This window comes from Paraburkholderia dioscoreae (genome assembly GCF_902459535.1).
In the GTDB taxonomy this organism is placed as follows: Bacteria; Pseudomonadota; Gammaproteobacteria; order Burkholderiales; family Burkholderiaceae; genus Paraburkholderia; species Paraburkholderia dioscoreae.
The window spans coordinates 2056647-2080505 of the sequence record NZ_LR699554.1 but is presented as its reverse complement, the minus strand read 5'-3'; the positions used below and the strand labels follow the sequence as shown (position 1 = coordinate 2080505).

Genomic DNA, 23859 nt, shown 5'->3' with positions numbered 1-23859 from the left:
CATCAACCTGGTCGTCTCGAAGTGAATTGTTTGGGAGGTGCAGATGCACACAGCAGTGAATTTATGGCCGTTGGTGGGTGTCGCGGTCATCGTGATCGGATTTGCGTTGCGGATCAATCCGATGCTCGTCGTGGTGGGGGCGACGGTCGTGACAGGTGTGCTCGCTTCAATGCCGCTCATCGCCATCCTTACGCAGATAGGCACGGGCTTCGTCAAGACGCGCAATCTGCCGCTCATCATCATCCTGCCGCTGGCGGTGATCGGCCTGCTCGAACGATACGGCCTGCGCGAACAGGCACAGAACTGGATCTCCGGGGTGCGCGCCGCAACCGCGGGGCGTCTGCTGATCTGCTATCTGGCGGTGCGTGAGTTGTCGGCTGCGCTTGGGCTGGTGAGTCTGGGTGGACATGCGCAGATGGTTCGTCCTCTCATCGCTCCGATGGCCGAAGGCGCCGCGGTCAACCGCCACGGCCCGCTGTCCGACGAACTGCGCAACCGCGTGCGTGCCTTCGCGGCCGCCACCGACAACGTCGGCCTGTTTTTCGGCGAGGACATCTTCGTTGCGTTCGGCGGAATCATGCTGATGCACACGCTGCTCACGGAGATGAAAATCGACGTCTCACCCATCGCGATCGCGTTCTGGGGTTTGCCCACCGCGCTCGCCGCGTTCCTGATCCATGCGGTGCGGTTGTACCGTCTGGATGGTTACCTGGCCCGCGCGGTATCGCAGAGCCAGCCCACGACCAGGGCGGCCGCGCGCCTCGGCACACCGGTGACCACGACACCTTCCGAATCCAAGGGGCACTGAGATGATTTTGCGCAGCGAATACTTCTACTGGCTGGCCGGCGTCATCCTTGCGATCACGGGTGTGTTGATCCTGCTCGATCGCACACATACGCGGCGGCTCGGTAGCGGCATGTTCTGGCTGATCTTTTCGGCGCTGTTCCTGTTCAGCGACCGGCTTGCGCCGCCCGTGGTGGGTGCGGCGGTGGTGGTGGCCGCGCTGATCGCGGGCTTTGGCGGACTCGGGCGCGGCAAGCCTGCGCCGCTGCCCGATGCCGAGCGCAACGCGAGCGTGGCGCGCCTCGGCAACTGGCTATTCGTGCCCGCATTGCTGGTGCCGATCGGCACGCTGATCGGCTCGGTTGCGCTGCCGAAGCTCAAACTCGACGGACTGTTCGTGTTCGATCAGTCCAACCCGACGCTTGTCGCATTGGGCCTGAGCGTGATCGTCGCGGTGATGGTCGCGTGTCGCATCACGCGTGGGACGCCCGTCGAATCGATGAGGCAGTCGAGGCATCTGACGGAATCGCTTGGCTGGGCGTTGCTCCTGCCGCAGATGCTGGCGGTTCTCGGGCTGATGTTCGGCCGCGCGGGCGTCGGCGAGGCGGCGGCATGGCTCACGCATACTTATGTCAATACGGACTTCAAGCTGGTCGCGGTGATCGTCTACACGTTCGGCGCAGCGATCATGACGATGATCATGGGTGGCGCATTCGCGGCCTTCCCGGTGGCGATGATGGCTGTAGGCTTGCCCGTGTTGATCCATACGTATCACGGCAATCCTGCCGTGATCGCGGCGATCGGCATGTTCTCGGGCTATTGCGGCACGCTCGTCACGCCAATGGCGGCGCACTTCAACATCGTGCCCGCGGCGCTGCTCGAATTGCCCGACCGTTACGGCGTAATTCGCGTCCAGGCGATGACAGCGTTCCCATTGCTGCTCGCCAACGTGGTTCTGCTTTATCTGCTGATGTAACGCCCGGCTAGCGCTTCTCGCCGCTTCATCCGGCAATACATCCAGCTTTTCCCCCGCGCTCAACCAACCCATTGCACGGACGGCTCACCGTCTCGTGGCGGGTTTTGTCGCGCGTTTTTTTCGAAGTCTCACAACATCACACGTCGGGGTCTACTGATGAAAAAGCACATTTACGCGCAATCTTCGGCATTGGCATTCCTGCTCGCCGGAACGGGCGTGGCGCACGCGCAGAGCAGCGTCACGCTGTACGGCATCATCGATGAAGGGCTGAACTACATCAGCAATAGCGGCGGCGGCAAAGTGATCAGCGCGACGAGCGGCGTCATCCAGGGTAGCCGCTGGGGCATGCGCGGCACTGAGGATCTGGGCGGCGGCCTCAAGGCGGTCTTCGTCCTTGAAAACGGTTTTGATGCATCGAATGGCAAGCTTGGGCAGGGCGGGCTGGAATTCGGCCGACAGGCGTGGGTCGGTCTTTCGAGCGCACGGCTCGGCACGGTGACGCTCGGTCGCCAGTACGATCCCCGTGTCGACTTTGTCGGACCGCTGGTTTCCGCGACGCGCTGGAGCGGGGCGTTCGGTACGCATCCGGCCGATATCGACAACCTGAACAACTCGTTTCGCATCAACAACTCGGTGAAATACAGGAGCCCGTCTTTCGGCGGATTCGCGTTCAGCGCGCTGTATTCGATGGGTGGCGTGGCGGGCTCCGTGGGCCGCAACCAGATTTATAGCGTTGGCGGCGGCTACACATACGGGCCGTTCGTGCTCGGCGCGGCTTACCTGAACGCTCATAACCCGAACGTCTCGTACTTCGGCGCGACGGGCACGGTTGCCGCGACGACCAACGGCGTGCCGGGCTCGAACCTCGGCACAGCGCCGTCATTGTCTGGATTCGCATCAGCGTCGACGTATCAGTCAATTACGGCGGGCGGCGGGTTCCAGCTTGGCGCGGCGCACATTGGCGTCACGTACTCGAATACTGCGTTCAAGGGGCTGGGCGATACCACGTCGGGTCCGAATCCGAATGGCTTCATGGGCAGCACCCACTACAATAACGCGGAAATCAATGGCGAATATCGCGTCGGGCAGGCGCTGCTGCTCGGAGTCGCATACGATTATATGAAGGGCAGCAGCATCAGCTCGGCGCGCGGCAAGGTCGGTGGTGCAACGTATCATCAGATTTCGCTCGGCGCGGACTATTCGCTGTCCAAGCGCACGGATGTCTACCTGATGGGGATGTACCAGCACGCATCCGGAACTGACTCCACGGGCGGCGAGGCGCATGCCGCGATCTACACGATCACGCCATCAGACTCGGATCATCAAAGCCTCGTGCGAGTCGGCATTCGCCACCGCTTCTGATCATGATCGACGCGAGGACTATATTCGTAGTTCTCCAGAAACTCCCCCCGGCTGATTTGTGCGGCCGTGGGGAGTTTCGCTTATACCGAGGAGACGCCGGAGGCACGATACACCTGCTGGTTTCCGGTACTCACTTCCTCGACAAATAAAGTGGCATAAAATCAGTGCTCTGAAACGAGTTGTGCAGACCTTCCCTGGAAGGACAGTTCAGGAGAACAGGATGAAAGTCGAAGGCCGCTGCCACTGCGGTGCGATTGAATACGAAGCGGAGGTCGAGCCCGGGACGGTTTCGATCTGTCATTGCCAGGACTGTCAGACGCTTTCAGGGACGGTCTTTCGCGCGAACGTGCCCGCGTCGGCAGACCGGTTCCTCATCGTCAAAGGAAGTCCGCGGCAATACGTTAAAACGGGCACGAGCGGTGCGAAGCGGATTCATGCATTCTGCGAGAACTGCGGCGCTCCGGTCTATTCATGCGCGGCCGAGAATCCCGCAACCTACTCGCTGCGCATTGGCGCCTTGATGCAACGTTACGAACTGGGAAAACCGGTTCGCCAGATCTGGACAAAGCGCCGGTTCCCGTGGATGGATTGCCTTGATAGTGAAAAGGAGTTCGACGGTCAACCGTGAACGCTGAGCAGGCCGCCTGACTGACAGTGGCGGCTACCTGCGTGATTGACTGGCCGGCGTCGATCTTATTTTGCTACGGCGGCCTGTACCTTTCTTGAACCCGGAGGCCGTCCGCGGCGACGCTTTTCTTCAGGCGGCCGTACGTGGTCGGGCTCTGCGGCAATCTCCGTTGGAGCAAGTGTCTTCGCCAACATCGGCAGCATGAGGTCGCGCGTCTGCTCGAGATGTGTTGTCAGCACGCGTACTGCCAGGTCCGCATCACCCGCGAGTATGGCGTCGAGCAGCGCCGTGTGCTCGCTCTCCAACTCGCCTTCGGCGCTGACGGCCGGCAGCAGCGCGCGGTGATACATGGCACTGGCCTCGGCCAGTTGGCGCACGATCTGCACGAGCCGTGGACTGCCGCAAGCCTCCATCATGACGATGTTGAATTCCTCGTGGCGCGCGAGCCACTCCGGATTCACGCGCTCCGGCTCGGACTCGACGCCAACAGGCGTGCGGCTGAGCCGATGGTGTGCCGCGACGACTTTCGATTGCCATTCCACGTCGCCGCGCGCAATCGATTGACGCAGCGCAATTCCCTCGAAGATCGCCCGTTGACGCACGAGGTCGATCAGATCTTCCGCCGTTAGCGCGCGAACGCGAAAGCCGTGCTGCGGTTCGATCTCCACCCATTGTTCGCCGGCGAGGCGATTCAGCGCCTCCCGCACCACATTCAGACTGACGCCATGCGTCTGCGCCATCAGCGAGACCTTGAGCCGTTGTCCCGGCAGCAGCTTGCCCGTCAGTATTGCCTCCCGCAGCTGGTCGAACATTGCCGTATTCAACGTGCGGCCATCTTTTGTATTTCGCATGCCTTGCAGCCAATAGTCGTATCTGCGCGAGCATAGCACGGCATCCAAGCGAAAAACTATTCCGTACGTAGCAATCCATCAAAAAAATAATCATGGTTTTATTTTTGAAAAATGGATTGTGAGTCATAGAATTATTTCCACTGTACGGCTGCGAGGTTCCGACGATGTCCACGATCGAGATGCGCGAGGAGCAGTTCGCATTCGAAGATATGCCCGTGACGGTCTATCGCGGCGGCGCGGGCGCGCCGCTATTGATGATTCACGGCTCGGGGCCGGGCGCTTCCAGCATCGGCAACTGGCGCACGGTGCTGCCCGCGCTTGCTGCCCGGTACGACCTCTACGCGATGGACCTGATCGGCTTCGGCAAGAGTGCCCGCAAGCCGTCTGCGCCTTTTTTCGACTTCGACCTCTGGGTGCGTCAGGCAAAAGCGCTGCTCGAACGTGTACCCGGTGAGAAGGTCGGCGTGATTGGCCATTCGATCTCTGGCGCGATTGCGCTCACGCTTGCCGCCGCCTCGCCGCGCGTGGCGGCCGTGCTGACGACGGGCACGATGGGCGCGCCGTTCGAAGCGACCGACGCGACGCGCCGTTGCTGGCGTTGCCCGACTACCAGGGAAGAACTGGTGCTCGCGCTTCAGGGTTTGATTCACGACACCTCGGTTATCGACGAAGCGTATCTCGCCGCGCGCGAACCCGTGGTGTTCGCGCCGGGCTACGCCGAGTATTTCGACAGCATGTTCGCTGGCGAGCCATCGCAATACATCCGCGCCGCAACGCTCGACGACGCGACGCTCGCGCGCATTCTCTGTCCCGTTGCGCTGCTGCACGGTCGCGACGACATCGCCTTTGCGCCGTCCAGTTCGGTTCAGATCGCCCGGCGACTGCCGCATGCCGACCTCGCGCTGCTCTCCGACTGTTCGCACTCGGTCGCGTTCGAGCGCACCGACGTCTTTCTCGCCACGGCGCAGCGGCTCTTCGATGCGGCGCTCGGCTCCGTGAATCCGCAGTAAATGGATCTCTGTACCATGACAACTACCAACGGCTATCTGCTCAAAGGCAGGATCATCGATGGCACGCTGAACCCGCCAGTCGAGAACGGTGCGCTTGTAATCGAAGGCGAACGGATCGCGTGGCTCGGCGCGGCGCGCGATCTGCCTCCCCTCTATGCCGACCGTCGACTGGAAGTCATCGATCTGCCGGGGCGCACGCTAATGCCCGGCCTCGTCGATGGGCACACGCATATCTCGTTCGGCGAAGCGCGTTCGGAAGAAGAAAATGCCCTTTACACGCCCGTCGAATTCCGTACGGCGAAGGCGCTTTATTACGCGAAAAAGGTTTTGCAGGCGGGTGTGACCAGTGCATTCGATGCGGCCACGACGTACAACATCGCGCAGGCCGTACGGGACGCGATCGACACGGGCATGTTCGAGGGGCCGCGCTTCGCGGTTTCGGGTAAGCAGCTCACCAACCACCAGGGTCTCGAAGACTCGTTCCCGAACGAGATGCCGTTTCCCGTAGGGCAGAGCGCGGTGCTCGTGAAGACGCGCGAAGACCTGGTGGAGCAGATCCGTTTTCAGGTCAAGGACGAAATAGACGCGATCAAGGTGTCGGGCTCGAACGACAACCTGATTACGCCCGACGCGCTCGGCTCGTCGGCTTTCACGCTCGAGGAATTCCGCATCATTGCCGAAGAGACGCACCGGCTCGGCAAGCTCTGCAGCGTCCATGCGCGCTCGCGAGAGGCCGCGCTCTGGTCGGCGCAGGCAGGCTTCGACAATCTGTTCCACGCGTCCTACATCGATGACGAGGGCATTGAAGCCTGCCTGAAGAATCACTGCGTAATCACGCCGACGCTCACGCTGCTCGTCAATCTCGTCGAAGCGAAACAGGGCAACGCGGGTGCATCGGGTGCCGCGGCGTTCCGGGCGGAAATCGAAGCGGCGAGCGTCAATCTGCGGCGCGCTTACGAGGCCGGTGTGCCGCTCATCGCCGGCAGCGAGAGCGGTTGGTCACCCGTGCCGTATGGCCAATGGCATGCGCGCGAAATGGAGCTGTTCGTCGATCTGCTCGGGCTTACGCCGCTGCAGGCGATCCATGCGAACACGCTCGCCGCGACGCGTCTTTTGCATCGCTTCGGTCACGAGGTCGGCAAGCTCGAAGCGGGGCGTCTCGCGGACGTGCTGGTGGTACCCGGCAATCCTCTGGACGACATTCGCCTGCTGCAAAGGCCAAAGAGCTTCGACTACATTTTCAAGGGCGGACGGCCAGTCGATCGCACGCCGCCGCCGCCGCGGCAGCGCAAGTGGTACGAACGCACCAAGATCTTCCTGAACGGGCTGTACGAATACGATGAAACGAGCGGCAGCGGCCGGCTCGTGCAGTGATTCTTTCCACCACGCTACGAAGACCACGAAGAGGACTACCGTGCCGATTACCTCGTTCGCTCATAAGGCGCGCTGCACGTTGCGCAAATTGCCCACTGTCGTCGCGCTCGCCGCTCTGCTCGCGGCACCCGGCGCGCATGCCGAAACGGACCGTCTGCTCGGTCTCATCGCGCCGATGAAGGCGGCCACGCCGTTCAAGATCGGCGTGACTGTCGTTCATTTGAACGACGACTTCTACAAAGGCATTGTCTACGGTATCGAGGACGAAGCGAAACGATCGAACGTGCAGGTAGTGCAGGTGTCGATTGCGGGCGCGTATGGCAATGTCCGCGAGCAGTTCGCGCAACTCGACGCGTTCAAGACGCTCGGCGTGAACGTCGCTGTGTTGGCGCCCGCCGCTTACGACGGCTTCGATCCCATCATCCGTTCGTTGAAGAGTACTGGTATGAAGGTCGCGTCCGTCGGTATTCCCGTGAATAGCAAAAACGTCGATTTCGGCGTGCTGCAAGACGACAGCGCGATCGGCAAGGTGCTCGCCGACGCAGTGTGCAGGAGCGGCACCGGCGAAAAGACGGTCGTCTCCGTGCCGGGGCCCGCGGGCGCGGAATGGGTACGTTTGCGTTACGTGGGCTTCACCGACGAAGCGAAGAAATGCCCGTCGATGAAGGTGTTGCCCGGCGCGTTTGGCGGCGCGCTTGGTCTGCAGGAAGGTCTCGCGCAGACATCCGACCTGTTGCTGCGCAACCCCGATGCGAACTTCGTCTACACGCCGGAAGTCTCGCTGGGCATGGGTGCCGCGCAGGCGATCCGCCAGCAGAACCGCAAGGTTCAGGTCGTGACCAGTTCGATGGTGCGCGAAGCCGCACCGATGGTGAAAGATGGCCGCATGCTCGCCGTCGTGTCGGAGCCGGGCATCATCATGGGCCGTCTGATCGTCCAGTACGCGATTCGCGCAGAAGCGGGCCAGCCTTTGCCAAATCTGGCGCCGCCTTCGGCAAGCGGACTTGCCTATCCGCACTACGACGTGCCGTCCACCCTGATTACGAAGGCGAACGTCGATACGCATCCATTCGAGATCTACGAAATTCCGCCGAAGAACTGGCAGATGCCGGCCGTGCAATAGGCGGTTTCCCCCTTAACGAGTAAACGAGTAAAGGGCGGCCATCATGGCATCTGAACCGGTTTTGCAGGTGCGGGATCTGGGCAAGCGATTCGGTGCGACACGCGCACTTGCCGGTGTCACGCTCCAGTTCTGCGCGGGTGAGATTCACTGTGTGCTCGGCGAGAACGGCGCGGGCAAGTCCACGCTTGGCAAGATTGCGGGCGGCCTGTTTCCCGCGGACGAAGGCGAAGTCCTGCTGAACGGCAATTGCGTGCGTTTCGCGAGCCCGCGCGAAGCCCGTTCGGCGGGTGTCACGATGGTGTATCAGGAACTATCGCTCGCACCGCATCTTTCGGTTCGTGCCAATCTGTGGCTCGGTTTCGAAGGCAGGCGCTTTCCGTTGGCGCCCACGTTGCGCAAGGCCGAGCGTCAGCGTGCCGCGAGCGTGCTCTCGCAACTCGGGCTTGCGGGCATCGACATGGAGCAGCCGGTGAAGGCGTTGCCGGTTGCCGTCCAGCAGCTCATCGAAATAGGCAAGTCGCTGATGTTCAAGCCGAAGGCAGTGATCTTCGATGAACCGACCGCCATGCTTGGCGCCGTTGAAAAGGAGCGCTTTTTCGCGGTGCTGCGCACGTTGCGCGACAGCGGCATCGCCGCCGTCCTCGTGACGCACCATATTGAAGACGTGATGACCGTGGCGGACCGCGTCACCATCATGCGCAATGGCAGCGTGGTCGATTCATTTGCGCTGACGCCGGACATCGACGCGGACCAGGTGGTCGAGCGGCTGACGGGCAAACGGCAGCAGGCGGCCATGCGTCAAACCGGGCAGGGTTCCGCGCGCGCGCCCCTCGTCGATATTGAAGCCGTGCCTACTGCCGATGGTCCGCGCACGCTGACCATCGCGCGCGGCGAGATCGCCGGGTTTTACGGGGTGGTGGGCTGCGGCGCGGAGAAACTTGTTCGTGCCCTCACCGGGCAGGACGAGCCGGCGCATCCCGGCCCGCTCACATTGAGGCTCGACGGACGCCCGTATCGCCCGCGCGGCGCCGCGGACGCGTTGGCGCACGGCGTGGCCTGGCTACCCGCGGGGCGCGCGAGCCACGGTGTGCTGCCGGGCCGTTCGATCCGCGAAAACCTGCTGTTGACGCAACTGAAGGGGCTGTCGCGCTTTGGCTTCATCGGTCCCGCGCGCGAACGCACGCGTTGTGCCGAGTTGCTGGAGGCGTGCCAGGTGAAATTCGGCGACGCCGAGCACAGCATCATGACCTTGAGCGGCGGCAACCAGCAGAAGGTGCTGCTCGCGCGCGCGATGGCGGGTGCGAAGCGCGTGCTGGTGCTGGAAGAGCCGAGTGCGGGTGTCGACATCGACGCGAAGCGGCAGATCCATCAGCGTATCCGTGCGATTGCGCAAACCGGCATCGCCGTCGTCGTGCTGTCCAGCGATCTGCCCGAGACGCTGGCTTTGTGTGACACCGTCATCACGATGTATGCGGGCGCCGTCGCGAACATCTATCGACAGCCGACGGAAGCCGACCAACCGTCGATCATCGCCGACGTGCTGGGCCAGCACGAAGCGCAATCGGAAATTGCCGCCGCCGTGGCGGCCGTCTGACCGGAGAATCGCCCCATGAACACTAAATCCCTCAGCCCGGACACCGGCGACAGCATGCTCTCGCGGGGGCGGCGCGCGTCGTTTTCCGAGGCGATGCTGCCGCTGCTGATCGTCCTGATCGCGGTGGTCGCGGGCATCGTGCAGCCGCGCTTTTTCACCGCTGACAACATGCTGAACCTGGCGCGCCAGGCCGTTCCGCTGATGATTTTGTCGCTCGGCCAGGCCATTGCGATTCTGCGCGGCGGTCTCGACCTGTCGCTTGCATCCGTCATGTCGCTCGCCGGCGTCGCGGGCGTGCTGACGATGCAGCACATGGGCATCGGGCCGGGCCTCGCCGTGATGATTGCAACGGGCATCGTTACCGGGCTGGTGTCGGGTTTCATCATCGCGTGGTTCCGTACGACGCCCCTGGTCGTGACGCTCGGCATGCTGTCGGTCGCGCAGGCGATCGCGCTGATCCTGTCGGGAGGGGTGCCGATCTACGACGTGCCGGCCGACTACGCGCAGGCGGTCGGCTTTGGTAGCGCGTTCGGCGTGCCTGTCATGGTGTGGATCGCCGTTGTCCTGACGGCGGCGATGGCGGTGCTGCTGCGCTACACAGTGTTTGGCCGCTATGTCTACGCAATGGGCTCGAACCAGTCAGCGGCGGCAAAGTCCGGTGTGAATGTCCGCTTTTACACGATGCTTGTGTACGCAGTGAGTGGTTTTTGCGCATCCGTGGGCGCCGTTGTGCTGACCGCGTGGGTCAGTTCGGCACAGCCGATTGCCGCGCCGAACCTCACATTGCAATCGCTCGCGGCCGTGGTGCTGGGCGGCGTCGCGCTCACCGGCGGCGCGGGCGGCGTGCGTCAGGTGTTTCTCGGCGTACTGGTGCTCACGCTGCTCTCCAACGTGATGAACATGGTGGGTGTTTCGGCGTACTACCAGACGCTTGTGGTGGGCATCGTCATTATTCTCGCGGTGATCCTCGACCGGTATCGCCGCAAGGAACAGGATTGAACGTCACTGGATACATACAGGAAAGCCAACATGACGCAACGCACTGTCGAGATTATCGGCGCGGGCCTGGCAGGCCTCGTCGCTGCGAACCGCTTCGCGCAGCTTGGATGGAAGGTCCGGATCCACGAGCGCAACGCCGAATTGCGGATGTTCGGCGCCGGCATCTGGTTGTGGGAGAGCGGGCTGAAGACGCTGGAGACCATCTGCGCCTACGCGCAAGCCGTTGAACGCGCACGCGTGATCCGTGAGTGGCAGATCCGCGATCACCGGGGCTCGGTGCTGATGTCGCGCCTGGCGCACGCCGGCGACCGCCTGATGCTGCCGCCGCGTGCGGATCTCTATCAGGCGTTGATCGACCGCGCGGTGGCGCAGCGCGTCGAGATCTTCACCTCATCGCTCGCCGTTGCCGTGGCGCCTGACGGTACCACCACGTTCGAGAGTGGAGCGACAAGCCACGCCGATCTGGTGATCGTCGCTGACGGCGCCTACTCGCGCATTCGCGAATCGATTCTCGGAACGAAGTGGATCGACTTCGGCTCGGAAGTCGGCATCCGCATGCTCATCGACGAGGAACCGGGCGACATCCGCGACACGCTGATCGAATACTGGAACGGCCCGTGGCGCCTGCTTTACAACCCATGCACCGACGGGCGCAACTATATCTTCCTGAGCGCGCCTGTGGGCGACGAACGTGCCCGGAAGCTGCCCATCGACGTGGCCCTATGGACAGAAAAATTTCCGCATGCTGCTGATCTGATCCGGCGCTTCCAGGTCGACAGCCGCTGGGACCGGCTCGTCAACGTCAAATGCCGCAAGTGGTCCGAGGGACGCGTCGCAATCGTCGGCGACGCAGCGCACGCGATGCCGCCAAACCTCGGTCAGGCAGCCAACACGGCGTTCATCAACGTGATGGCGCTTGCCGAGCTGGCAAGCGGCCCGGCAGGCGAACACGATCTTCCCGCAACGCTGCGCGCGTGGGAAACACAGCAGCGCTCGATTACCGATCACGTGCAATGGTGGTCGTATCTGTATGGCTATGTGCTCGGCAAGTGGCCCGCGTCATTGCTTTCGTTACGCTCGGACGTGGTCCGCGCGATAGCGAAGACGGAATGGTTCGACGAAAGTCTGAATCGTGGTGCACGCCACGTGCCAGCAGGTTTCGAGCGGGCCGCGCCGCTTCCCATGTCTCTTTCCTGACTGATTCCAACCGAAAAGGATCCATTCATGAGCCAGTCCGTCAAGTATGTCAACCCTGAAGGCGCCTGCCCGGCGCAGGGCCTTTATTCCCATCTCGCGCGCGTCAAGGCGGGAGAGATGATCTTCGTTGCCGGACAGCTTGCGGTGGGAGCTGATGGCGGCGTTGTCGGCGTCGGCGACTTCGATGCGCAGTTCAAGCAGGTCTTCAAGAATCTCGGCGACGTGCTCAAAGGCGTCGGCTGCGACTTCAACGACGTTGCGAAGTTCACCACGTACCTCGTCGCGTCGCAGCACATTCCAGGCTTCATGCGCTGCCGGGCCGAGCTGTTCCCGTCGCTGTTCGCGACCGACATGTATGCACCCAACACGCTGCTTATCGTGGACCGACTCGTGAAAGAAGAGTTTCTGATCGAAGTCGAGGCGGTCGTGCGCGCCCGGGATCCGGATTCCGCTGGAGACAAGGCATGAAACTGGTCAGTTTTGAACACCGCGGCGAACGGCGGATTGGCGTATTGACGGGCGATGCCTGGGTCGTGGATGTCACCGGGGCCGTGGGCTCGTACGACATGAACGTGCTCATCGAACGATACGAAAGTCTGCGCGATGCGCTGGCGAGGGAAGTGGAGGCAGGTGCCGAACGTGTGCCTTTGTCCGACGTGACGCTGCTGGCGCCGATACCCGACGTACGCCGCAACATCTTTTGCGTGGGCAAGAACTACTATGATCACGCGCACGAGTTTGCCAATAGCGGCTTCGACTCGAGCGCCGCGCTTGGTGCCGTGCCGCCCGCGCCGATTATCTTTTCGAAGCCGCCGACCTCGGTCGTCGGCCCCGCCGCGGCCATAGACTCGTCGCTCGACCCCATGCAAAGCGTCGACTATGAAGCCGAACTCGCTGTCGTCATCGGCAAGGCGGGGCGTTGCGCGCAGACGGATGATCCGTGGTCGTTCGTCTTCGGCTACACGCTTCTGAACGATGTGACCTCGCGCGGATTGCAGAAGCATCACAGCCAGTGGCTGCTGGGCAAAGGCATCGATACCTTCTGCCCGATGGGCCCAGCCATCGTGACGGCCGATGCGGCAGGCGATGTCAACGCGTTCGAGATTCGCTGCGAAGTCAATGGCGAAGTGCGTCAGAAAGCACCGCTATCCGCGCTGATCTTCGATATCCCCACGCTGATTCGCACGATTGGCCGGTCGATTTCTTTCGTTCCCGGCGATGTCATTGCGACAGGCACGCCGGCGGGTGTCGGACTCGGCTTCAATCCGCCGCGCTATCTGAAACCGGGTGACAGCGTGCGTATTTCGGTCGCACAGATTGGCGCGCTCGAAAATCACGTTGCGTGAGGCGACATGGAGGTGCGCTGGATTTCTGTCCTTTACTGCATGCACCTCGCTTCGTTGGTCGTCGCGGTCGGAGTGTGCGCATGGCGCTTCGATACGGCCGGGACGATGCTGCTATGTGCCAGCGCATGGTTTCTGATTCTGGGTCGGGCAAGCGATCTCGGTGCGCCGTCCGATCCCGAAGCGGGCGGCCCGGAAACCCTCGCCCGTGACCTCGAAAAAGCGACGGCAACCCTCGTGTGTTTCGAGCGCCGCCAGGCGATGCTGAACGAACTGCTTGCCTATCCGGGGCTGACACGGCGCTGTGACGCGTTACACGAACTGCTGTTGATGTCATGGCGGCTGAACGCCGACGATCCGGACGTTGATCACGCCATCCATGACCTGCGCGAGCGTTTGCTCCAGAGTGAAACTCACGTGTAACCTGCGCGCGCCGCGCAGAGAGTCAGATGCTCTGTTCCGACAGTCGGGTCAGTGCATGTAGCTCGCGTTCGGCGCGCGCCTCCTCGAATGCCCACACCCGAAACGCTTCGACCGCCTCGCGTCGAGCCGCGACTTCATTTGAAATCAGGTCGTACCCATAGTGCAGTGGCACTTCGAGCGAAAACGGCTTAACGAGCTTACCGCTCGACAGCGCTTCGCGGGCGAGCGCGGGCGTGGTCACGGTTATACCGAGACCTTCGGCTGCGGCTTCGAGCGCCAGTATCGAATGCGAGAAATGCATGCCCGCCGCAGTGTCGATACCGGCGATCTGTTGCTCCCGCAGCCAGACATCCCAGTAAGAGTGGTGGTCGTACATCAAGCCGCGGTCATCGTGCAACAACGGAATACGCGCGAGTTCGGCGGGGCTCATGCCCGACGCGGGCACCTGCTGGGGCGCGCACAAGGGTGTAATGGTCACTGGAAATAGCGAGGTCACAGCAAATCCCGCGTAGTTTCCCGCGCCGAATGTAACCACGACGTCCAGTTCCTCGCACCACGACTGGAGCGTGCCTGAGTCGGTCGCGCGCGTTCCGCCGAGCGTGCGGTAGCCGAATTGGCGCATCCGGGTGGAGACGCGCACGTCGATATCGGGATGGCGGATCGCGAAGCGATGCAGGCGCGGCATCAGCCATCGCATCGCGAAAGACGGTGGCGCGAGCACCGTCAGCACGTCGCCCGCTCCCGCACTGCCGATCAGTTCGACAGCCTCCTTAAGCTTGCCGAAGCCGTCCTTCAGGCCAGGCAGCGCGACTTCGCCGGCACTCGTGAGCTCGAGGCCGCCCGGCAGCCGCCGGAACAGCTTCGTGCCGAGTGTCTCTTCCAGATTCTGAATCTGGTGGCTGACGGCTGTCGGCGTGACGTTCAATTCCTGAGCGGCACGCTTGAAGCTGAGCAGGCGTGCGGCAACCTCGAACGTCTTCAACGCAGTGAGCGGGACAGGGCGGCTCATGGCGGGGTGAATTTTTCTCAGTCAGTGGATGAAAAAACATCGGGTGACGCCATTTTATGGCGCCAATAATCTGGCGCTCAACAGTCGTCGCAGGCCATCGGAGGACGCATGCAGCCGTGTCACGAAGTCAGCCGCTCTGTGTCGTATGCATGACCCTTTTTCCGTGCATCCGGCATTGCGTCGACCCTGTTCTGCGCTTTCCCTCATAACTGGCGCCGTCCGCGCCAAAGGCACACCTGATGACCTACAGCAGTGACTACCTGCGTTCACTGGTACGGGAAGACCGCGTGCATCGCAAGATGTACGTCGATCCGGAAATCTTCGAACTGGAAAAGGAAAAAATCTTCAAGAAGGTCTGGATGTATGTCGGACATGAAAGCCTCGTCCCGGATCCCGGCGACTATTACTGCACGACGCTGGTCGGACAGGAAGTCGTATTGAGCCGCAGTCCGGACGGAAACATCAATGTCATTTTCAACCGCTGCGGTCATCGTGGCGCCAGGGTGTTGAACCGCAAGCGCGGCAACGCCAAGGTGTTCACGTGCATGTATCACGGCTGGGGGTTCAAACCCGACGGCACATTGGCCGGCGTTCCGATGAAGGCGGACTTCCCGGGCGGCGTGCTCGAAGAACGGGCGTCAGGTATGGTCGCGTTGCCGCGCGTGAAGAGCTATCGGGGTTTCGTGTTCGCATCGTTCAATGCGGATGTCGAGCCACTGGAAGAGTATCTCGGTGAAGCGCGCCGCGGCATTGACGAACTGACGGACCGGTCGCCCGTCGGCAAGATCGAGTTTGCCTTTGGCTGTCATCGCTACCACTTCGACGGCAACTGGAAGCTGCAACTCGAGAATCAGGCCGACATGTATCACCCGGCGGCATGTCATGCATCGACGGTCGGCCCCGACGGACGACAGTTCCAACGGCGCGCCGGCAAAGAGGGCGGGGACGCGGCATTCTTCACGGCCAACGGCGAAGCGGTTGTTGCGCAGACGGGTGTGCGGGGCTTTCTGAAGGGGCATAGCTCGGAAGCTTCGCTCTTCGACAAGGAACAGTCGGGCGGTGTCTGGGACGAATATCGGGCGATGATGGTCGATGCATACGGCGAAGAGCGCACCAGGGACATTCTGAAAAATCGCCGCCATTCGATGACATTGTTCCCGAGCGTCGACATCCTGATCGCGCAGACTTCGGTGCGGGTCATCCGCGCCGTCGCGGTGGACCGGACGGAGATCGAAATCTGGCCGGTCAGGCTCGTGGGTGCGCCGGATGTGATCTCCACGGATCTAGTCAAGTACGTGAACATCACGCATTCCGCTTCGTCGTTCATTCAGAGCGACGATCTGGAAGCATTTGAACGCTGCCAGGAAGGACTAAAGACGGAAGGGGCCGAGTGGTTCCTCGTGGCCAAGGGACTCGGCGACGAAGTCGACGAAGGCAAGGGCGTGCTGTTCGGGCCGAGGTCGAGTGAAGTGGGACAGCGCGCGCAGCATGTCGCATGGCGCGACCTGATGGGCGCATGAGAGGCGCAGGAGTCACTATGAAAAACGAAATCAGCACGCTTTCCAAAATGCACTTTCTGCATCCTCGCGCGGCGCATGTGCGCGCGTTCATCGAAGCCGAAGCGCAACTGCTCGACGATCGCGCATTCGACGAATGGTACAACCTGTTCGCGGACGAAGCGGTCTACTGGGTGCCCGCTGACCGCGCTCAGCAATCATGGCTCGATCATGTGTCGCTCTACTACGACGACAAACATACGCTGAAAACGCGCGTGCAGCGACTCAATCACACGATGACGCACTGTCAGGACCCTGAGTCGCGGTGTGTGCGTGTGGTGTCGAACGTCACCCTGCTCGACGTGCAGGAAGACGAGACATGCTTCTCCGTCCGCTCGAAGTTCATCATGCTGGAAGATCGCTACGGCAAGTCGCAGCGCGTTTTTGGCGGCACGTATTCGCACACGCTCAAGGTACAGGGGGAAAGCTTTCGGATCGTGCTTAAACGGGTGGACCTGACGAACAGCGACCAGAGCTTCCCGAATCTCACGCAGCCCTTTTAATTATCGAAGTGCGCCGGCATACGCAACGCCGGCTGCCAGCCCGGCGCCGGTGTTCGGCCCTGTCATCTTTCAATTACGGAGTGAACCATGCCATCTGTTGTGCAGGGAAATGCCGGCGACATAGCGCTAGTTAAACAAGGAATGGTTGCGGAACATGTCGAGACGGAATCTTTGTATCGCAAGCTGACGTTTCGCCTGATTCCTTTTCTTTTCGTCTGTTGGGTCATCAACTACATCGATCGTGTCAACATCGGTTTCGCGAAGATCCCGCTATCGAAGGATCTTGGTCTAAGCGACGCTGCATATGGTTTTGGCGTCGGAATTTTCTTTGTCGGCTATATTCTCTTCGAGGTTCCCAGTAATGTCCTGATGGAAAGGATTGGAGCCAGACAAACGATTACGCGGATCATGGTGCTTTGGGGCGTGATCTCATGCAGCCTGGCATTTATCACTTCGCCGATGCAGTTTTACATCGCCCGCATGCTTTTGGGGGCGGCCGAAGCCGGTTTCTACCCCGGCATCATTCTTTATCTGACTTACTGGTTTCCGTCAGGCCGACGGGCACGTATCACCTCGCGCTTCCTTCTCGCCATCGCCGTTTCCGGTATCGTCGGCGGTCCCGTTTCCGGGTGGATTCTCCACAACATGGTCGGCACTCTCGGGCTCAGAAACTGGCAATGGCTTTTCCTGCTCGAAGGCATGCCTGCCATCATCGCGGGAATCATTGCGTATTTCTATCTCGACAACGGGCCTGCGGATGCAAGGTGGCTAAGTGAGTACGAGCGTGAAATCATCACTCGTAATCTGATGATGGACGAGTCGGAAAAATCCCAAGGGCACGGACATCGCTTCGTTCACCTTTTGCGCGATCCTCGCGTGTACCTCGTGATCCTCGGATATACCACGGTCCCCTTGATTGGAACGGTTCTGAACTACTGGACAGCGACGATCATTCGCCAGTCTGGCATCGGAAACATATGGCATATCGGGCTTCTGTCCGCAATCCCGTTCGTCGTCGGCGCGACGGCAATGCTCATCAATGCGTGGCATTCGGACCGTACGCTGGAACGCAGATGGCATTATTTCTTCGCCACGTTTGTCGGTGCCGTGGGCTGCGTTCTGCTTACGTATTTCAGCGATCAGTGGGTTATGGCAATAGCGTGTTTATGCCTTATTGGAGTGGCGTATTTCTGCGGGACAGGTACATTCTGGACGATACCGCCCGCATACTTCAATGGGGCTGCCGCAGCAACCGGTATCGCGATGATCAGCAGCCTTGGACAATTTGGCTCGTTACTTGCGCCGATGCTACTCGGCTGGCTTAAGACACATACCAACAGTATCTCTGGGGGGCTGTATGTCATCGCAGCGATCAGCGTGCTTGGCGGCGCGGCTATTGCGCTGGGTGTCCCCAGGCATGCATTGAGAGAGCGCCGATTGGAATGAATGACGCGCTGACTCACGCGACGCGGCGCGCCAGGACATACTTCGAATGCTTTCAACAGGACCGGTACGCCGGAACCTGAAGGACGCAGCTTGCTCGCTATCATCACTTTAGCGGCGCCGAGGCTTGGAGTTGCCTGTTACGAGACAGCCTTCGTTGGCAACGAACTCGGGGAGTGATCCGTGAATGGTGGCGACCTCCGAGCAATCCACGCACACATAGACGTCGCGTACCGCGACGAATCGTAAGCGGCTAGGGAACGCGCCTTGACGGGTCTGCTAATCGTCGATCACAGCAGGTTGCCACGCGGTGTGGCAGTAGTGCCGCGATGTCACTGGCCTTGTGGGTCGGCACGCGCGTGAGGATGTCCTTCAGATAGGCATTCGGGTCGTGCCCGTTGAGTTGGGCCGAGCGTGTCAGGCTCATGATCGCGGCAGCGGCACCCGGCACGAGCTTTCGATTCGAACTGCCCGCATGAAAAAAAGCGGCACCGGAAAGGTGCCGCTTTGGAGCGCCCGCCGTTGCGCGCCGGCTAGAAACGGTGCCGCAAACCCAAAGCGGCGACGAACTGGTTTGCCCCGGATGCGCGCGAGAAGTTCGAGATCTGCGCACCCTGAATTCCGGTTCCTCCCAACTGGTTGGCGCGTTGATAGATGGCTTCCGCATAGACGTCGGTGCGGGGCGACAGGAAGTAGGTGTTGACGATGCCGGCCTGATGCCACTTTGGATAGCGCACGCCCGTCGGGGTGGCGAAGCGGCCGAGCGTGAACGTATAGCCTGCCGAAATATCCCACCGCGGGGTCACGGCGTAGCGCACGTTGACTTCGACGTTGTCGAAGCGCACGTCGTCGCCGGGAAGGCTGATGGCGGTATCAGCCACGTTGTTGATCGACGAAGCCTTGTCCAGCCGCGTTTCGCTCAGTATGAGACCGACCGCCACCTGGGTGAAGTGATAAAGGCCGCCCGCCGCCCAGGTGCGCTGCCGCGCCGCGTTGAACGGCGCGCCGGCCGGCTCGGCGCCGTTCGTATTGGCCGTCGCGAGGTTCGATGCGTTATTGAACTGGAAGTAGCCTGCGCCGAGGTCCAGATTGGTGTACTGATAGCCGAGACCGAAACTGTAGCCCCGGTTGTCCGCAAAGCCGCCCGCTTCGTTCGAGAAGCCGTACAGCGCCCCGAACTTTAGTCCGCCCAGCAGCGTCGGGCTCGTGTATTTGACTGAATTGTTCGTGCGTGTGTAGTTGTCGAGGTTGTCGTTGTCGAAAACGTGCGCGAAGGCTGTACCGCCGTATCGTGTTCCGCCCAGCGCGAATGGCTCGACGAACTGGACCACTTCGTCGAACTGACGACCGAATGTGAGCGTGCCTTTCGACTGGGAAGCAAGTCCCATCCACGACTGAAAACCAAACAGGCGGCCTTGTTGCGCGGCGGTGCCGTTCATCACGCTGAAACCGTTGGTCAGCGTGAAGACCGCGCTGAGATCGCTGGAGATCTGCTCGTTGCCCGACAAGGCCCAGCGGCTGATGTTGATGTCGCCGTTCTTCGCCTGCCAGGCACTTTGATGACCATTGGCGTTGCCGATGTCGCTGACGTAGGCGACGCCCGCGTCGATCGATCCTGACAGACGCACCGAGCTTTGTGCGTGCAGGGTCGGACTGATGAGCAAAAGCAAAACGGTTGTTGCCCGAATGTCTATTTTCAAATTTATTTTATTCATATATTAATATGAGGATTTGCGAGGGTTGCGATATATTTCGATGTGGCTACGCGGGGTTATTAATCCGAACATTCTATTTTATGGATTGCATTTTCTGTTTCCAGAAAATGCTTTCGTATATTTAGCTGCGGGCAGGATTTTGTGAGGTCTGGTCGTGTAAATGGCTGGTCGTCGGAATTGGGGACGTCCACGTTCCGGGGCAACGCATGACGTGGGCATATAGTCGACGTAGGCGCCGCGGCCGATAAAGCCTGTTTTCAGGAATAGTCTGTTATGGATTATTCAAATGCTGAGCCAGGCGCCCGGGCGTAGGGGGAATCGGTCTATCGCGGTAATCGCGATTACCAAATCGATATTTATTGGTTGACTGGTTTTTGCCGGATTGGTGCTGAAATAATAATTGAATTTCAATCCGCTGGATTGGAAAAACCGAAGTTGCGGCGCGCAATTAATATGCGATCACGTGAGGGCGTTGCCGATCGAAGAATGTGCGCGCGGGCGGCAGGAGCTTCGGTCATCAAGCGACCTGGGCTCTGACCGGCCAGGCCGTCACCGTTCTGGCCTCCAGAGAACAGCGTGCCACGGAGAGTAGGCTGTCGCGGAGTAACCGGCGATCTGACCGCGATTGTTGATCCCTTGAGCAATACTCTGGTTGCCGCCGGGGAGCATGCCGAGGTCTTTCATCACGCCGTGCTCGAACAGAAAGGCATGTGCGTACCCGCTCGCGGCAGTCGACGAGCCAACTATCTGGCCACGATCGTTGATCCCATAAGCGGCGCTGCTGCCACCGCCGGGGAGCGTACCCAGGTCTTTCATCACGCCGCGCTCGAACAGAAAGGCGTGCATGCTTCCGCTTGCGGTGGTCGACGAACCGACTATCTGGCCACGACTGTTGATCCCGTAAGCGGCGCCTACGGTGCCGCCGAGCGTACCCAGGTCGATTGCCTTGCCGTTCTCATACAGCGTGGCGTGCTGGTCGCCGCTCGCGAGGGTCGAATAACCGACAGCCTGGCCGCGCTCGTTGAGCGCGGGAGCCTGGCTGATATCGCCGCCTGGGAGCGTGCCGAGGTCGACGATGTGATGGCTTTGGGCTGCGGCCGGCTGGAATGCGGCGGCTGTAAACAGAGTGAAAACAGTTAGCGTGCGGCGAAGATGGTTTGCATTGCAAAATACATGGCGTATGGATCGGCTCATTGTCCGCTCCGCATGGTGGGAATGAAAACGTGCGCAGAAGTTGTTGATCAGTCTAGTCTAAGGAATGATTTGTTCAACGTTTATTAGTAAGGCAAATTAGTGACATGGAGGGCGGGGCAAGCTTTCGATATCGGGTGGCGGGGCTGCACGTCATGTCTCGGTCGGCACAATTGACGACAGAAAACGCACAGCATCGGTGCGCACGAAAATGGCGCATAAAATCTCCAGCTTATTAGTCTTTTTGTCCTTAAGAAATGCGTTTCGAATGCCGTTAATCCGGATTAACTCTCCGAACCGGCAGGGCAGCCACGAGCGCCCATGCCTCGCATGCAACTGGGATACATAAGATGTCCGTAGAGCAGGCCAAACCACGTCAATCGTCAGAAGGCGCGATCATCGCCGAACTGACCCGCGAAGTGCGCAAGATATCGAGGGATAAGATCGCCGATATCGACATGATCAACCGTGAGGCGACCTATCTGGCCATCAACGCCTTGATCGAAGCTGCTCGGGCCGGAGAAGCCGGGCGCGGCTTTGCGGTCGTCGCCAACCAGGTCAAGAACGTGTCCGGTCGGATCGGACAACTTACCGGCGAACTCGGTAAGGAATTGGCCGGCCTCAGTGAACGTATGGTGACGGAACTCGAGCGACAGCAGGGTCAACGCCTGACCGACCTTGCGTTGAACATGATAGACGTGATTGACCGCAACCTCTACGAACGCTCATGCGACGTGCGTTGGTGGGCAACCGATACAGCGGTTGTCGATTGCATGACAAGCGATTCGGAGTCGGCTGCCGCGCATGCGGCAGAGCGACTGTCGGTCATCCTGGATAGTTACACGGTTTACCTCGACATCTGGGTGTTGGATACCGAGGGTCGCGTCGTTGCAAACGGAAGACCTTCGCTATTTCCGGTCGTGGACACAGTGAACGCGGTCCAGCATGACTGGTTCGCTGCGGCGCTCGCCACGCGGTCCGGCGATGAGTACGCAACCGCCAACGTGGACATCGCCGCGGAATTGAGCGGCGCGCAGGTTGCCACCTACGCGACGGCGGTTCGGGAGGGCGGAGCGAGTAACGGAAAGGTCGTCGGCGTTCTGGCCGTGTTCTTCGATTGGGCCAAGCAGGCGTCGACTGTCGTCAATAGCGTCCGGTTGACCGCCGGGGAACGGGACCGGACGCGCTGCATGATCATTGACGCAAGCGGCCGGGTGATCGCTTCCTCCGCAACAGCGGGCCGCGAAAATATGCGTTTCGACCTGCCGCCGAATACCGCCGATATCGGAACTTACCGTACGGCTGCGGGATCGCTTGTCGGATATGCTCTGACGCCCGGCTATGAGACTTATCGCGGTATGGGCTGGTTTGGGGTAATCGAACAACGGCCGGATCAAACACTGTAACCATGTCGCCGGCATGAACGAACGCGGGGCAGGTCATCTGCGACGGCGGCCCGCGGCCAGTGTCCACTGCGGGCAAGTGCGAACTTCTGTTGAAGGCCGCTGCATGCCCATTCGATGACTTTCGGCGGGATGCGAAATTCGGCCGCTGCAGCCGATCGGTGTGACCGGCCGCGCTGGAAGGATCGTGCCGCAAGGGCAAAGTGCCATACTAAGCACTACGCGGAATAGAGCGTATCGACTGACTGGTGGAGCTTCATCGAAAGCGGCGACGCTTCATATCGGCCTGCGATTACCTCGATGTAGGCCCCGGTGCCGCATGATTCAGCCGTGGCGATAGCCTGATCGAGTTCTGCGCACGTTGTCACGCGTGCGGTGAACCAGCCATCACAACCCATTGCCTCCGGAAGTTTCGAGTAGTTCCATTGTGCCAGGTCGTTGTAGTACGACTCGGGGTTTTTGCAAAGCAGCTTCTCGACGAGGTAGCCATCGTTGTTCAATACAAAGATGATCGGTTTAAGACCGAATCGATGAAACTGGCTAACCTCTTGCGCGGTGAGTTGATGAGATCCTTCGCCGGTAATCAGAATGGTTCTGCGATGAGGGGCGGCGATCGCGGCGCCGAATGCCGCCGGCGTCGCCCACCCGATTGCACCCCATAGCGTCTGGTTCTGGAAGGTCGCTCCCTTGGGCATGTGAGCAAAACCGAGTCCCATCGATGTCGTTCCCGTCTCGGCGATCACAATATCGTTCGGCTTTAACATCTGTTGCCACCGCGGATAGAGATACCCGGCGGTGACCGGACCGTCAAGATTGCCGACGGGTGCTTCCAGTCCTTGCACTGCCGGCGCAGGCACCTCCTTGCGGGGAATTCTCCGGGCCAGTTCGGTCAGCACGTCTTCCATGCGCACATTGTCGTAGGACGCGTTGCCGACGCGAACCGCGCGGGGCATGATATTGATGCTCTTCGAGCGGTCGATCCGCGCGGTGAACGAACCGGAGTTGAAGTCGGTCAGCATGGCGCCGATGCCCATCACGCAATCGCATCCCTCCACAAAGGCGCACACCCGTTCGTTCATCAGCTTGCCGTCATACATGCCGATGTAGTTCGGGTGCGACTCGTCGAGGACGCATTTGTCCATGAACATCGTCGTGAAAGGGAGGTTGGAAGCGTTGACGACGGCCAGTGCCTTGTCTGCGAGTCCGGCCCGCGATACGAGAATCCCCGGGACAATGCACGCCGTCCTGCTTGAACCCAATGCATCGACGATCGCTGTAACCGCCGCATTCAGCAAGGCGGGATCGGTCGCGGGACTGGCCCGGTGATCGGCAGCGGGTACGACCGTATCGACGACCGGCATATTTGCGTAATCCG

The 23859-nt window shown here is 60.8% G+C and carries 22 protein-coding genes and 1 pseudogene; 17 read left to right on the top strand and 6 right to left on the bottom strand.

Annotated features, from left to right (window positions below; genetic code table 11):
• Window positions 1-43 precede the first annotated feature (43 nt).
• The 4 genes from PDMSB3_RS29470 (at window position 44) to PDMSB3_RS29455 (ending at window position 3750) form a co-directional block, all read left to right on the top strand.
• Window positions 44-808: a DUF969 domain-containing protein gene (locus PDMSB3_RS29470; protein WP_007177571.1), complete on the top strand. Its 765-nt coding sequence runs from the start codon at window positions 44-46 to the stop codon at window positions 806-808.
• Between the two features lies 1 nt (window position 809).
• Window positions 810-1760, top strand: a complete 951-nt coding sequence (locus PDMSB3_RS29465; protein WP_007177570.1) for a DUF979 domain-containing protein — start codon at window positions 810-812, stop codon at window positions 1758-1760.
• Window positions 1761-1916: 156 nt separating this feature from the next.
• Window positions 1917-3122, top strand: a complete 1206-nt coding sequence (locus PDMSB3_RS29460) for a porin (protein WP_165188561.1) — start codon at window positions 1917-1919, stop codon at window positions 3120-3122.
• Window positions 3123-3342: 220 nt separating this feature from the next.
• Window positions 3343-3750 carry a GFA family protein gene (locus PDMSB3_RS29455; RefSeq protein ID WP_007177568.1) on the top strand — a complete coding sequence of 136 codons (408 nt, stop codon included), beginning with the start codon at window positions 3343-3345 and terminating at the stop codon, window positions 3748-3750.
• A gap of 65 nt (window positions 3751-3815) precedes the next feature.
• On the opposite strand, the gene PDMSB3_RS29450 is transcribed toward PDMSB3_RS29455, so the two are convergent.
• A complete protein-coding gene (locus PDMSB3_RS29450) occupies window positions 3816-4601 on the bottom strand; it encodes a GntR family transcriptional regulator (protein ID WP_007177567.1) in 786 nt (261 codons plus the stop codon).
• 164 nt (window positions 4602-4765) lie between these two features.
• Here PDMSB3_RS29450 and PDMSB3_RS29445 point away from each other — a divergent pair, with 164 nt between their 5' ends.
• Genes PDMSB3_RS29445 through PDMSB3_RS29405 form a run of 9 tightly spaced genes read left to right on the top strand, consistent with a single transcriptional unit; the run spans window position 4766 to window position 13664 of the window.
• A complete protein-coding gene (locus PDMSB3_RS29445) occupies window positions 4766-5611 on the top strand; it encodes an alpha/beta fold hydrolase (RefSeq protein ID WP_007177566.1) in 846 nt (281 codons plus the stop codon).
• Window positions 5612-5626: 15 nt separating this feature from the next.
• Window positions 5627-6985 (top strand): metal-dependent hydrolase family protein, encoded by a 1359-nt coding sequence (locus PDMSB3_RS29440; RefSeq protein ID WP_007177565.1) that lies wholly within the window; start codon window positions 5627-5629, stop codon window positions 6983-6985.
• Window positions 6986-7025: 40 nt separating this feature from the next.
• Window positions 7026-8108, top strand: coding sequence for a substrate-binding domain-containing protein (locus PDMSB3_RS29435; RefSeq protein WP_007177564.1), 1083 nt, complete (start codon window positions 7026-7028; stop codon window positions 8106-8108).
• A gap of 43 nt (window positions 8109-8151) precedes the next feature.
• Window positions 8152-9702 carry a sugar ABC transporter ATP-binding protein gene (locus PDMSB3_RS29430; RefSeq protein WP_007177563.1) on the top strand — a complete coding sequence of 517 codons (1551 nt, stop codon included), beginning with the start codon at window positions 8152-8154 and terminating at the stop codon, window positions 9700-9702.
• 15 nt (window positions 9703-9717) lie between these two features.
• Window positions 9718-10701 carry an ABC transporter permease gene (locus PDMSB3_RS29425; protein WP_007177562.1) on the top strand — a complete coding sequence of 328 codons (984 nt, stop codon included), beginning with the start codon at window positions 9718-9720 and terminating at the stop codon, window positions 10699-10701.
• Window positions 10702-10731: 30 nt separating this feature from the next.
• A complete protein-coding gene (locus tag PDMSB3_RS29420; RefSeq protein ID WP_007177561.1) occupies window positions 10732-11898 on the top strand; it encodes an FAD-dependent oxidoreductase in 1167 nt (388 codons plus the stop codon).
• 27 nt (window positions 11899-11925) lie between these two features.
• Window positions 11926-12366 carry a RidA family protein gene (locus tag PDMSB3_RS29415; protein WP_007177560.1) on the top strand — a complete coding sequence of 147 codons (441 nt, stop codon included), beginning with the start codon at window positions 11926-11928 and terminating at the stop codon, window positions 12364-12366.
• A complete protein-coding gene (locus tag PDMSB3_RS29410) occupies window positions 12363-13244 on the top strand; it encodes a fumarylacetoacetate hydrolase family protein (RefSeq protein ID WP_007177559.1) in 882 nt (293 codons plus the stop codon). The genes PDMSB3_RS29415 and PDMSB3_RS29410 overlap by 4 nt, the downstream gene beginning before the upstream one ends.
• Window positions 13245-13256: 12 nt before the next feature.
• Entirely contained in the window at window positions 13257-13664 is a 408-nt protein-coding gene (locus tag PDMSB3_RS29405) for a hypothetical protein (RefSeq protein WP_165188560.1), read from the top strand.
• Window positions 13665-13686: 22 nt separating this feature from the next.
• Here PDMSB3_RS29405 and PDMSB3_RS29400 read toward each other — a convergent pair whose 3' ends face one another.
• Window positions 13687-14673, bottom strand: a complete 987-nt coding sequence (locus tag PDMSB3_RS29400) for a LysR substrate-binding domain-containing protein (RefSeq protein ID WP_007177557.1) — start codon at window positions 14671-14673, stop codon at window positions 13687-13689.
• A gap of 239 nt (window positions 14674-14912) precedes the next feature.
• Here PDMSB3_RS29400 and PDMSB3_RS29395 point away from each other — a divergent pair, with 239 nt between their 5' ends.
• The 3 genes from PDMSB3_RS29395 (at window position 14913) to PDMSB3_RS29385 (ending at window position 18178) form a co-directional block, all read left to right on the top strand.
• On the top strand, window positions 14913-16193 hold the full coding sequence (locus PDMSB3_RS29395; RefSeq protein ID WP_007177556.1) for an aromatic ring-hydroxylating oxygenase subunit alpha: 1281 nt from the start codon (window positions 14913-14915) through the stop codon (window positions 16191-16193).
• Window positions 16194-16210: 17 nt separating this feature from the next.
• Entirely contained in the window at window positions 16211-16732 is a 522-nt protein-coding gene (locus tag PDMSB3_RS29390; RefSeq protein ID WP_165188558.1) for an aromatic-ring-hydroxylating dioxygenase subunit beta, read from the top strand.
• A gap of 87 nt (window positions 16733-16819) precedes the next feature.
• Window positions 16820-18178 (top strand): MFS transporter, encoded by a 1359-nt coding sequence (locus PDMSB3_RS29385; protein WP_165188556.1) that lies wholly within the window; start codon window positions 16820-16822, stop codon window positions 18176-18178.
• A 276-nt stretch (window positions 18179-18454) separates the two neighbouring features.
• On the opposite strand, the pseudogene PDMSB3_RS29380 reads toward PDMSB3_RS29385, so the two are convergent.
• The 3 genes and pseudogenes from PDMSB3_RS29380 to PDMSB3_RS29370 form a co-directional block, all read right to left on the bottom strand.
• Window positions 18455-18614, bottom strand: a pseudogene (locus PDMSB3_RS29380) (transposase domain-containing protein); the annotation flags it as partial.
• 94 nt (window positions 18615-18708) lie between these two features.
• Complete coding sequence (locus PDMSB3_RS29375; protein ID WP_007177553.1) at window positions 18709-19890, bottom strand: porin; 1182 nt, start codon at window positions 19888-19890, stop codon at window positions 18709-18711.
• Window positions 19891-20439: 549 nt separating this feature from the next.
• Window positions 20440-21084, bottom strand: coding sequence for an HAF repeat-containing protein (locus tag PDMSB3_RS29370; protein WP_007177552.1), 645 nt, complete (start codon window positions 21082-21084; stop codon window positions 20440-20442).
• Between the two features lie 347 nt (window positions 21085-21431).
• Between PDMSB3_RS29370 and PDMSB3_RS38230 the strand changes: the two genes are divergently transcribed.
• Window positions 21432-22487, top strand: a complete 1056-nt coding sequence (locus PDMSB3_RS38230) for a cache domain-containing protein (protein WP_007177551.1) — start codon at window positions 21432-21434, stop codon at window positions 22485-22487.
• A 215-nt stretch (window positions 22488-22702) separates the two neighbouring features.
• Here the strand turns inward: PDMSB3_RS38230 and PDMSB3_RS38465 are convergent, their stop codons facing one another.
• Window positions 22703-23845, bottom strand: a complete 1143-nt coding sequence (locus PDMSB3_RS38465; protein WP_407670657.1) for a thiamine pyrophosphate-dependent enzyme — start codon at window positions 23843-23845, stop codon at window positions 22703-22705.
• Window positions 23846-23859: the final 14 nt, after the last annotated feature.

Bases quoted from the DNA above. Each gene is read 5' to 3' on its own strand.
- PDMSB3_RS29470 (WP_007177571.1), top strand. From the start codon at position 44: ATGCACACAGCAGTGAATTTATGGCCGTTGGTGGGTGTCGCGGTCATC.
- PDMSB3_RS29465 (WP_007177570.1), top strand. From the start codon at position 810: ATGATTTTGCGCAGCGAATACTTCTACTGGCTGGCCGGCGTCATCCTT.
- PDMSB3_RS29460 (WP_165188561.1), top strand. From the start codon at position 1,917: ATGAAAAAGCACATTTACGCGCAATCTTCGGCATTGGCATTCCTGCTC.
- PDMSB3_RS29455 (WP_007177568.1), top strand. From the start codon at position 3,343: ATGAAAGTCGAAGGCCGCTGCCACTGCGGTGCGATTGAATACGAAGCG.
- PDMSB3_RS29450 (WP_007177567.1), bottom strand. From the start codon at position 4,601: ATGCGAAATACAAAAGATGGCCGCACGTTGAATACGGCAATGTTCGAC.
- PDMSB3_RS29445 (WP_007177566.1), top strand. From the start codon at position 4,766: ATGTCCACGATCGAGATGCGCGAGGAGCAGTTCGCATTCGAAGATATG.
- PDMSB3_RS29440 (WP_007177565.1), top strand. From the start codon at position 5,627: ATGACAACTACCAACGGCTATCTGCTCAAAGGCAGGATCATCGATGGC.
- PDMSB3_RS29430 (WP_007177563.1), top strand. From the start codon at position 8,152: ATGGCATCTGAACCGGTTTTGCAGGTGCGGGATCTGGGCAAGCGATTC.
- PDMSB3_RS29425 (WP_007177562.1), top strand. From the start codon at position 9,718: ATGAACACTAAATCCCTCAGCCCGGACACCGGCGACAGCATGCTCTCG.
- PDMSB3_RS29420 (WP_007177561.1), top strand. From the start codon at position 10,732: ATGACGCAACGCACTGTCGAGATTATCGGCGCGGGCCTGGCAGGCCTC.
- PDMSB3_RS29415 (WP_007177560.1), top strand. From the start codon at position 11,926: ATGAGCCAGTCCGTCAAGTATGTCAACCCTGAAGGCGCCTGCCCGGCG.
- PDMSB3_RS29410 (WP_007177559.1), top strand. From the start codon at position 12,363: ATGAAACTGGTCAGTTTTGAACACCGCGGCGAACGGCGGATTGGCGTA.
- PDMSB3_RS29400 (WP_007177557.1), bottom strand. From the start codon at position 14,673: ATGAGCCGCCCTGTCCCGCTCACTGCGTTGAAGACGTTCGAGGTTGCC.
- PDMSB3_RS29395 (WP_007177556.1), top strand. From the start codon at position 14,913: ATGACCTACAGCAGTGACTACCTGCGTTCACTGGTACGGGAAGACCGC.
- PDMSB3_RS29390 (WP_165188558.1), top strand. From the start codon at position 16,211: ATGAAAAACGAAATCAGCACGCTTTCCAAAATGCACTTTCTGCATCCT.
- PDMSB3_RS29385 (WP_165188556.1), top strand. From the start codon at position 16,820: ATGCCATCTGTTGTGCAGGGAAATGCCGGCGACATAGCGCTAGTTAAA.
- PDMSB3_RS29375 (WP_007177553.1), bottom strand. From the start codon at position 19,890: ATGAATAAAATAAATTTGAAAATAGACATTCGGGCAACAACCGTTTTG.
- PDMSB3_RS29370 (WP_007177552.1), bottom strand. From the start codon at position 21,084: ATGAGCCGATCCATACGCCATGTATTTTGCAATGCAAACCATCTTCGC.
- PDMSB3_RS38230 (WP_007177551.1), top strand. From the start codon at position 21,432: ATGTCCGTAGAGCAGGCCAAACCACGTCAATCGTCAGAAGGCGCGATC.
- PDMSB3_RS38465 (WP_407670657.1), bottom strand. From the start codon at position 23,845: ATGCCGGTCGTCGATACGGTCGTACCCGCTGCCGATCACCGGGCCAGT.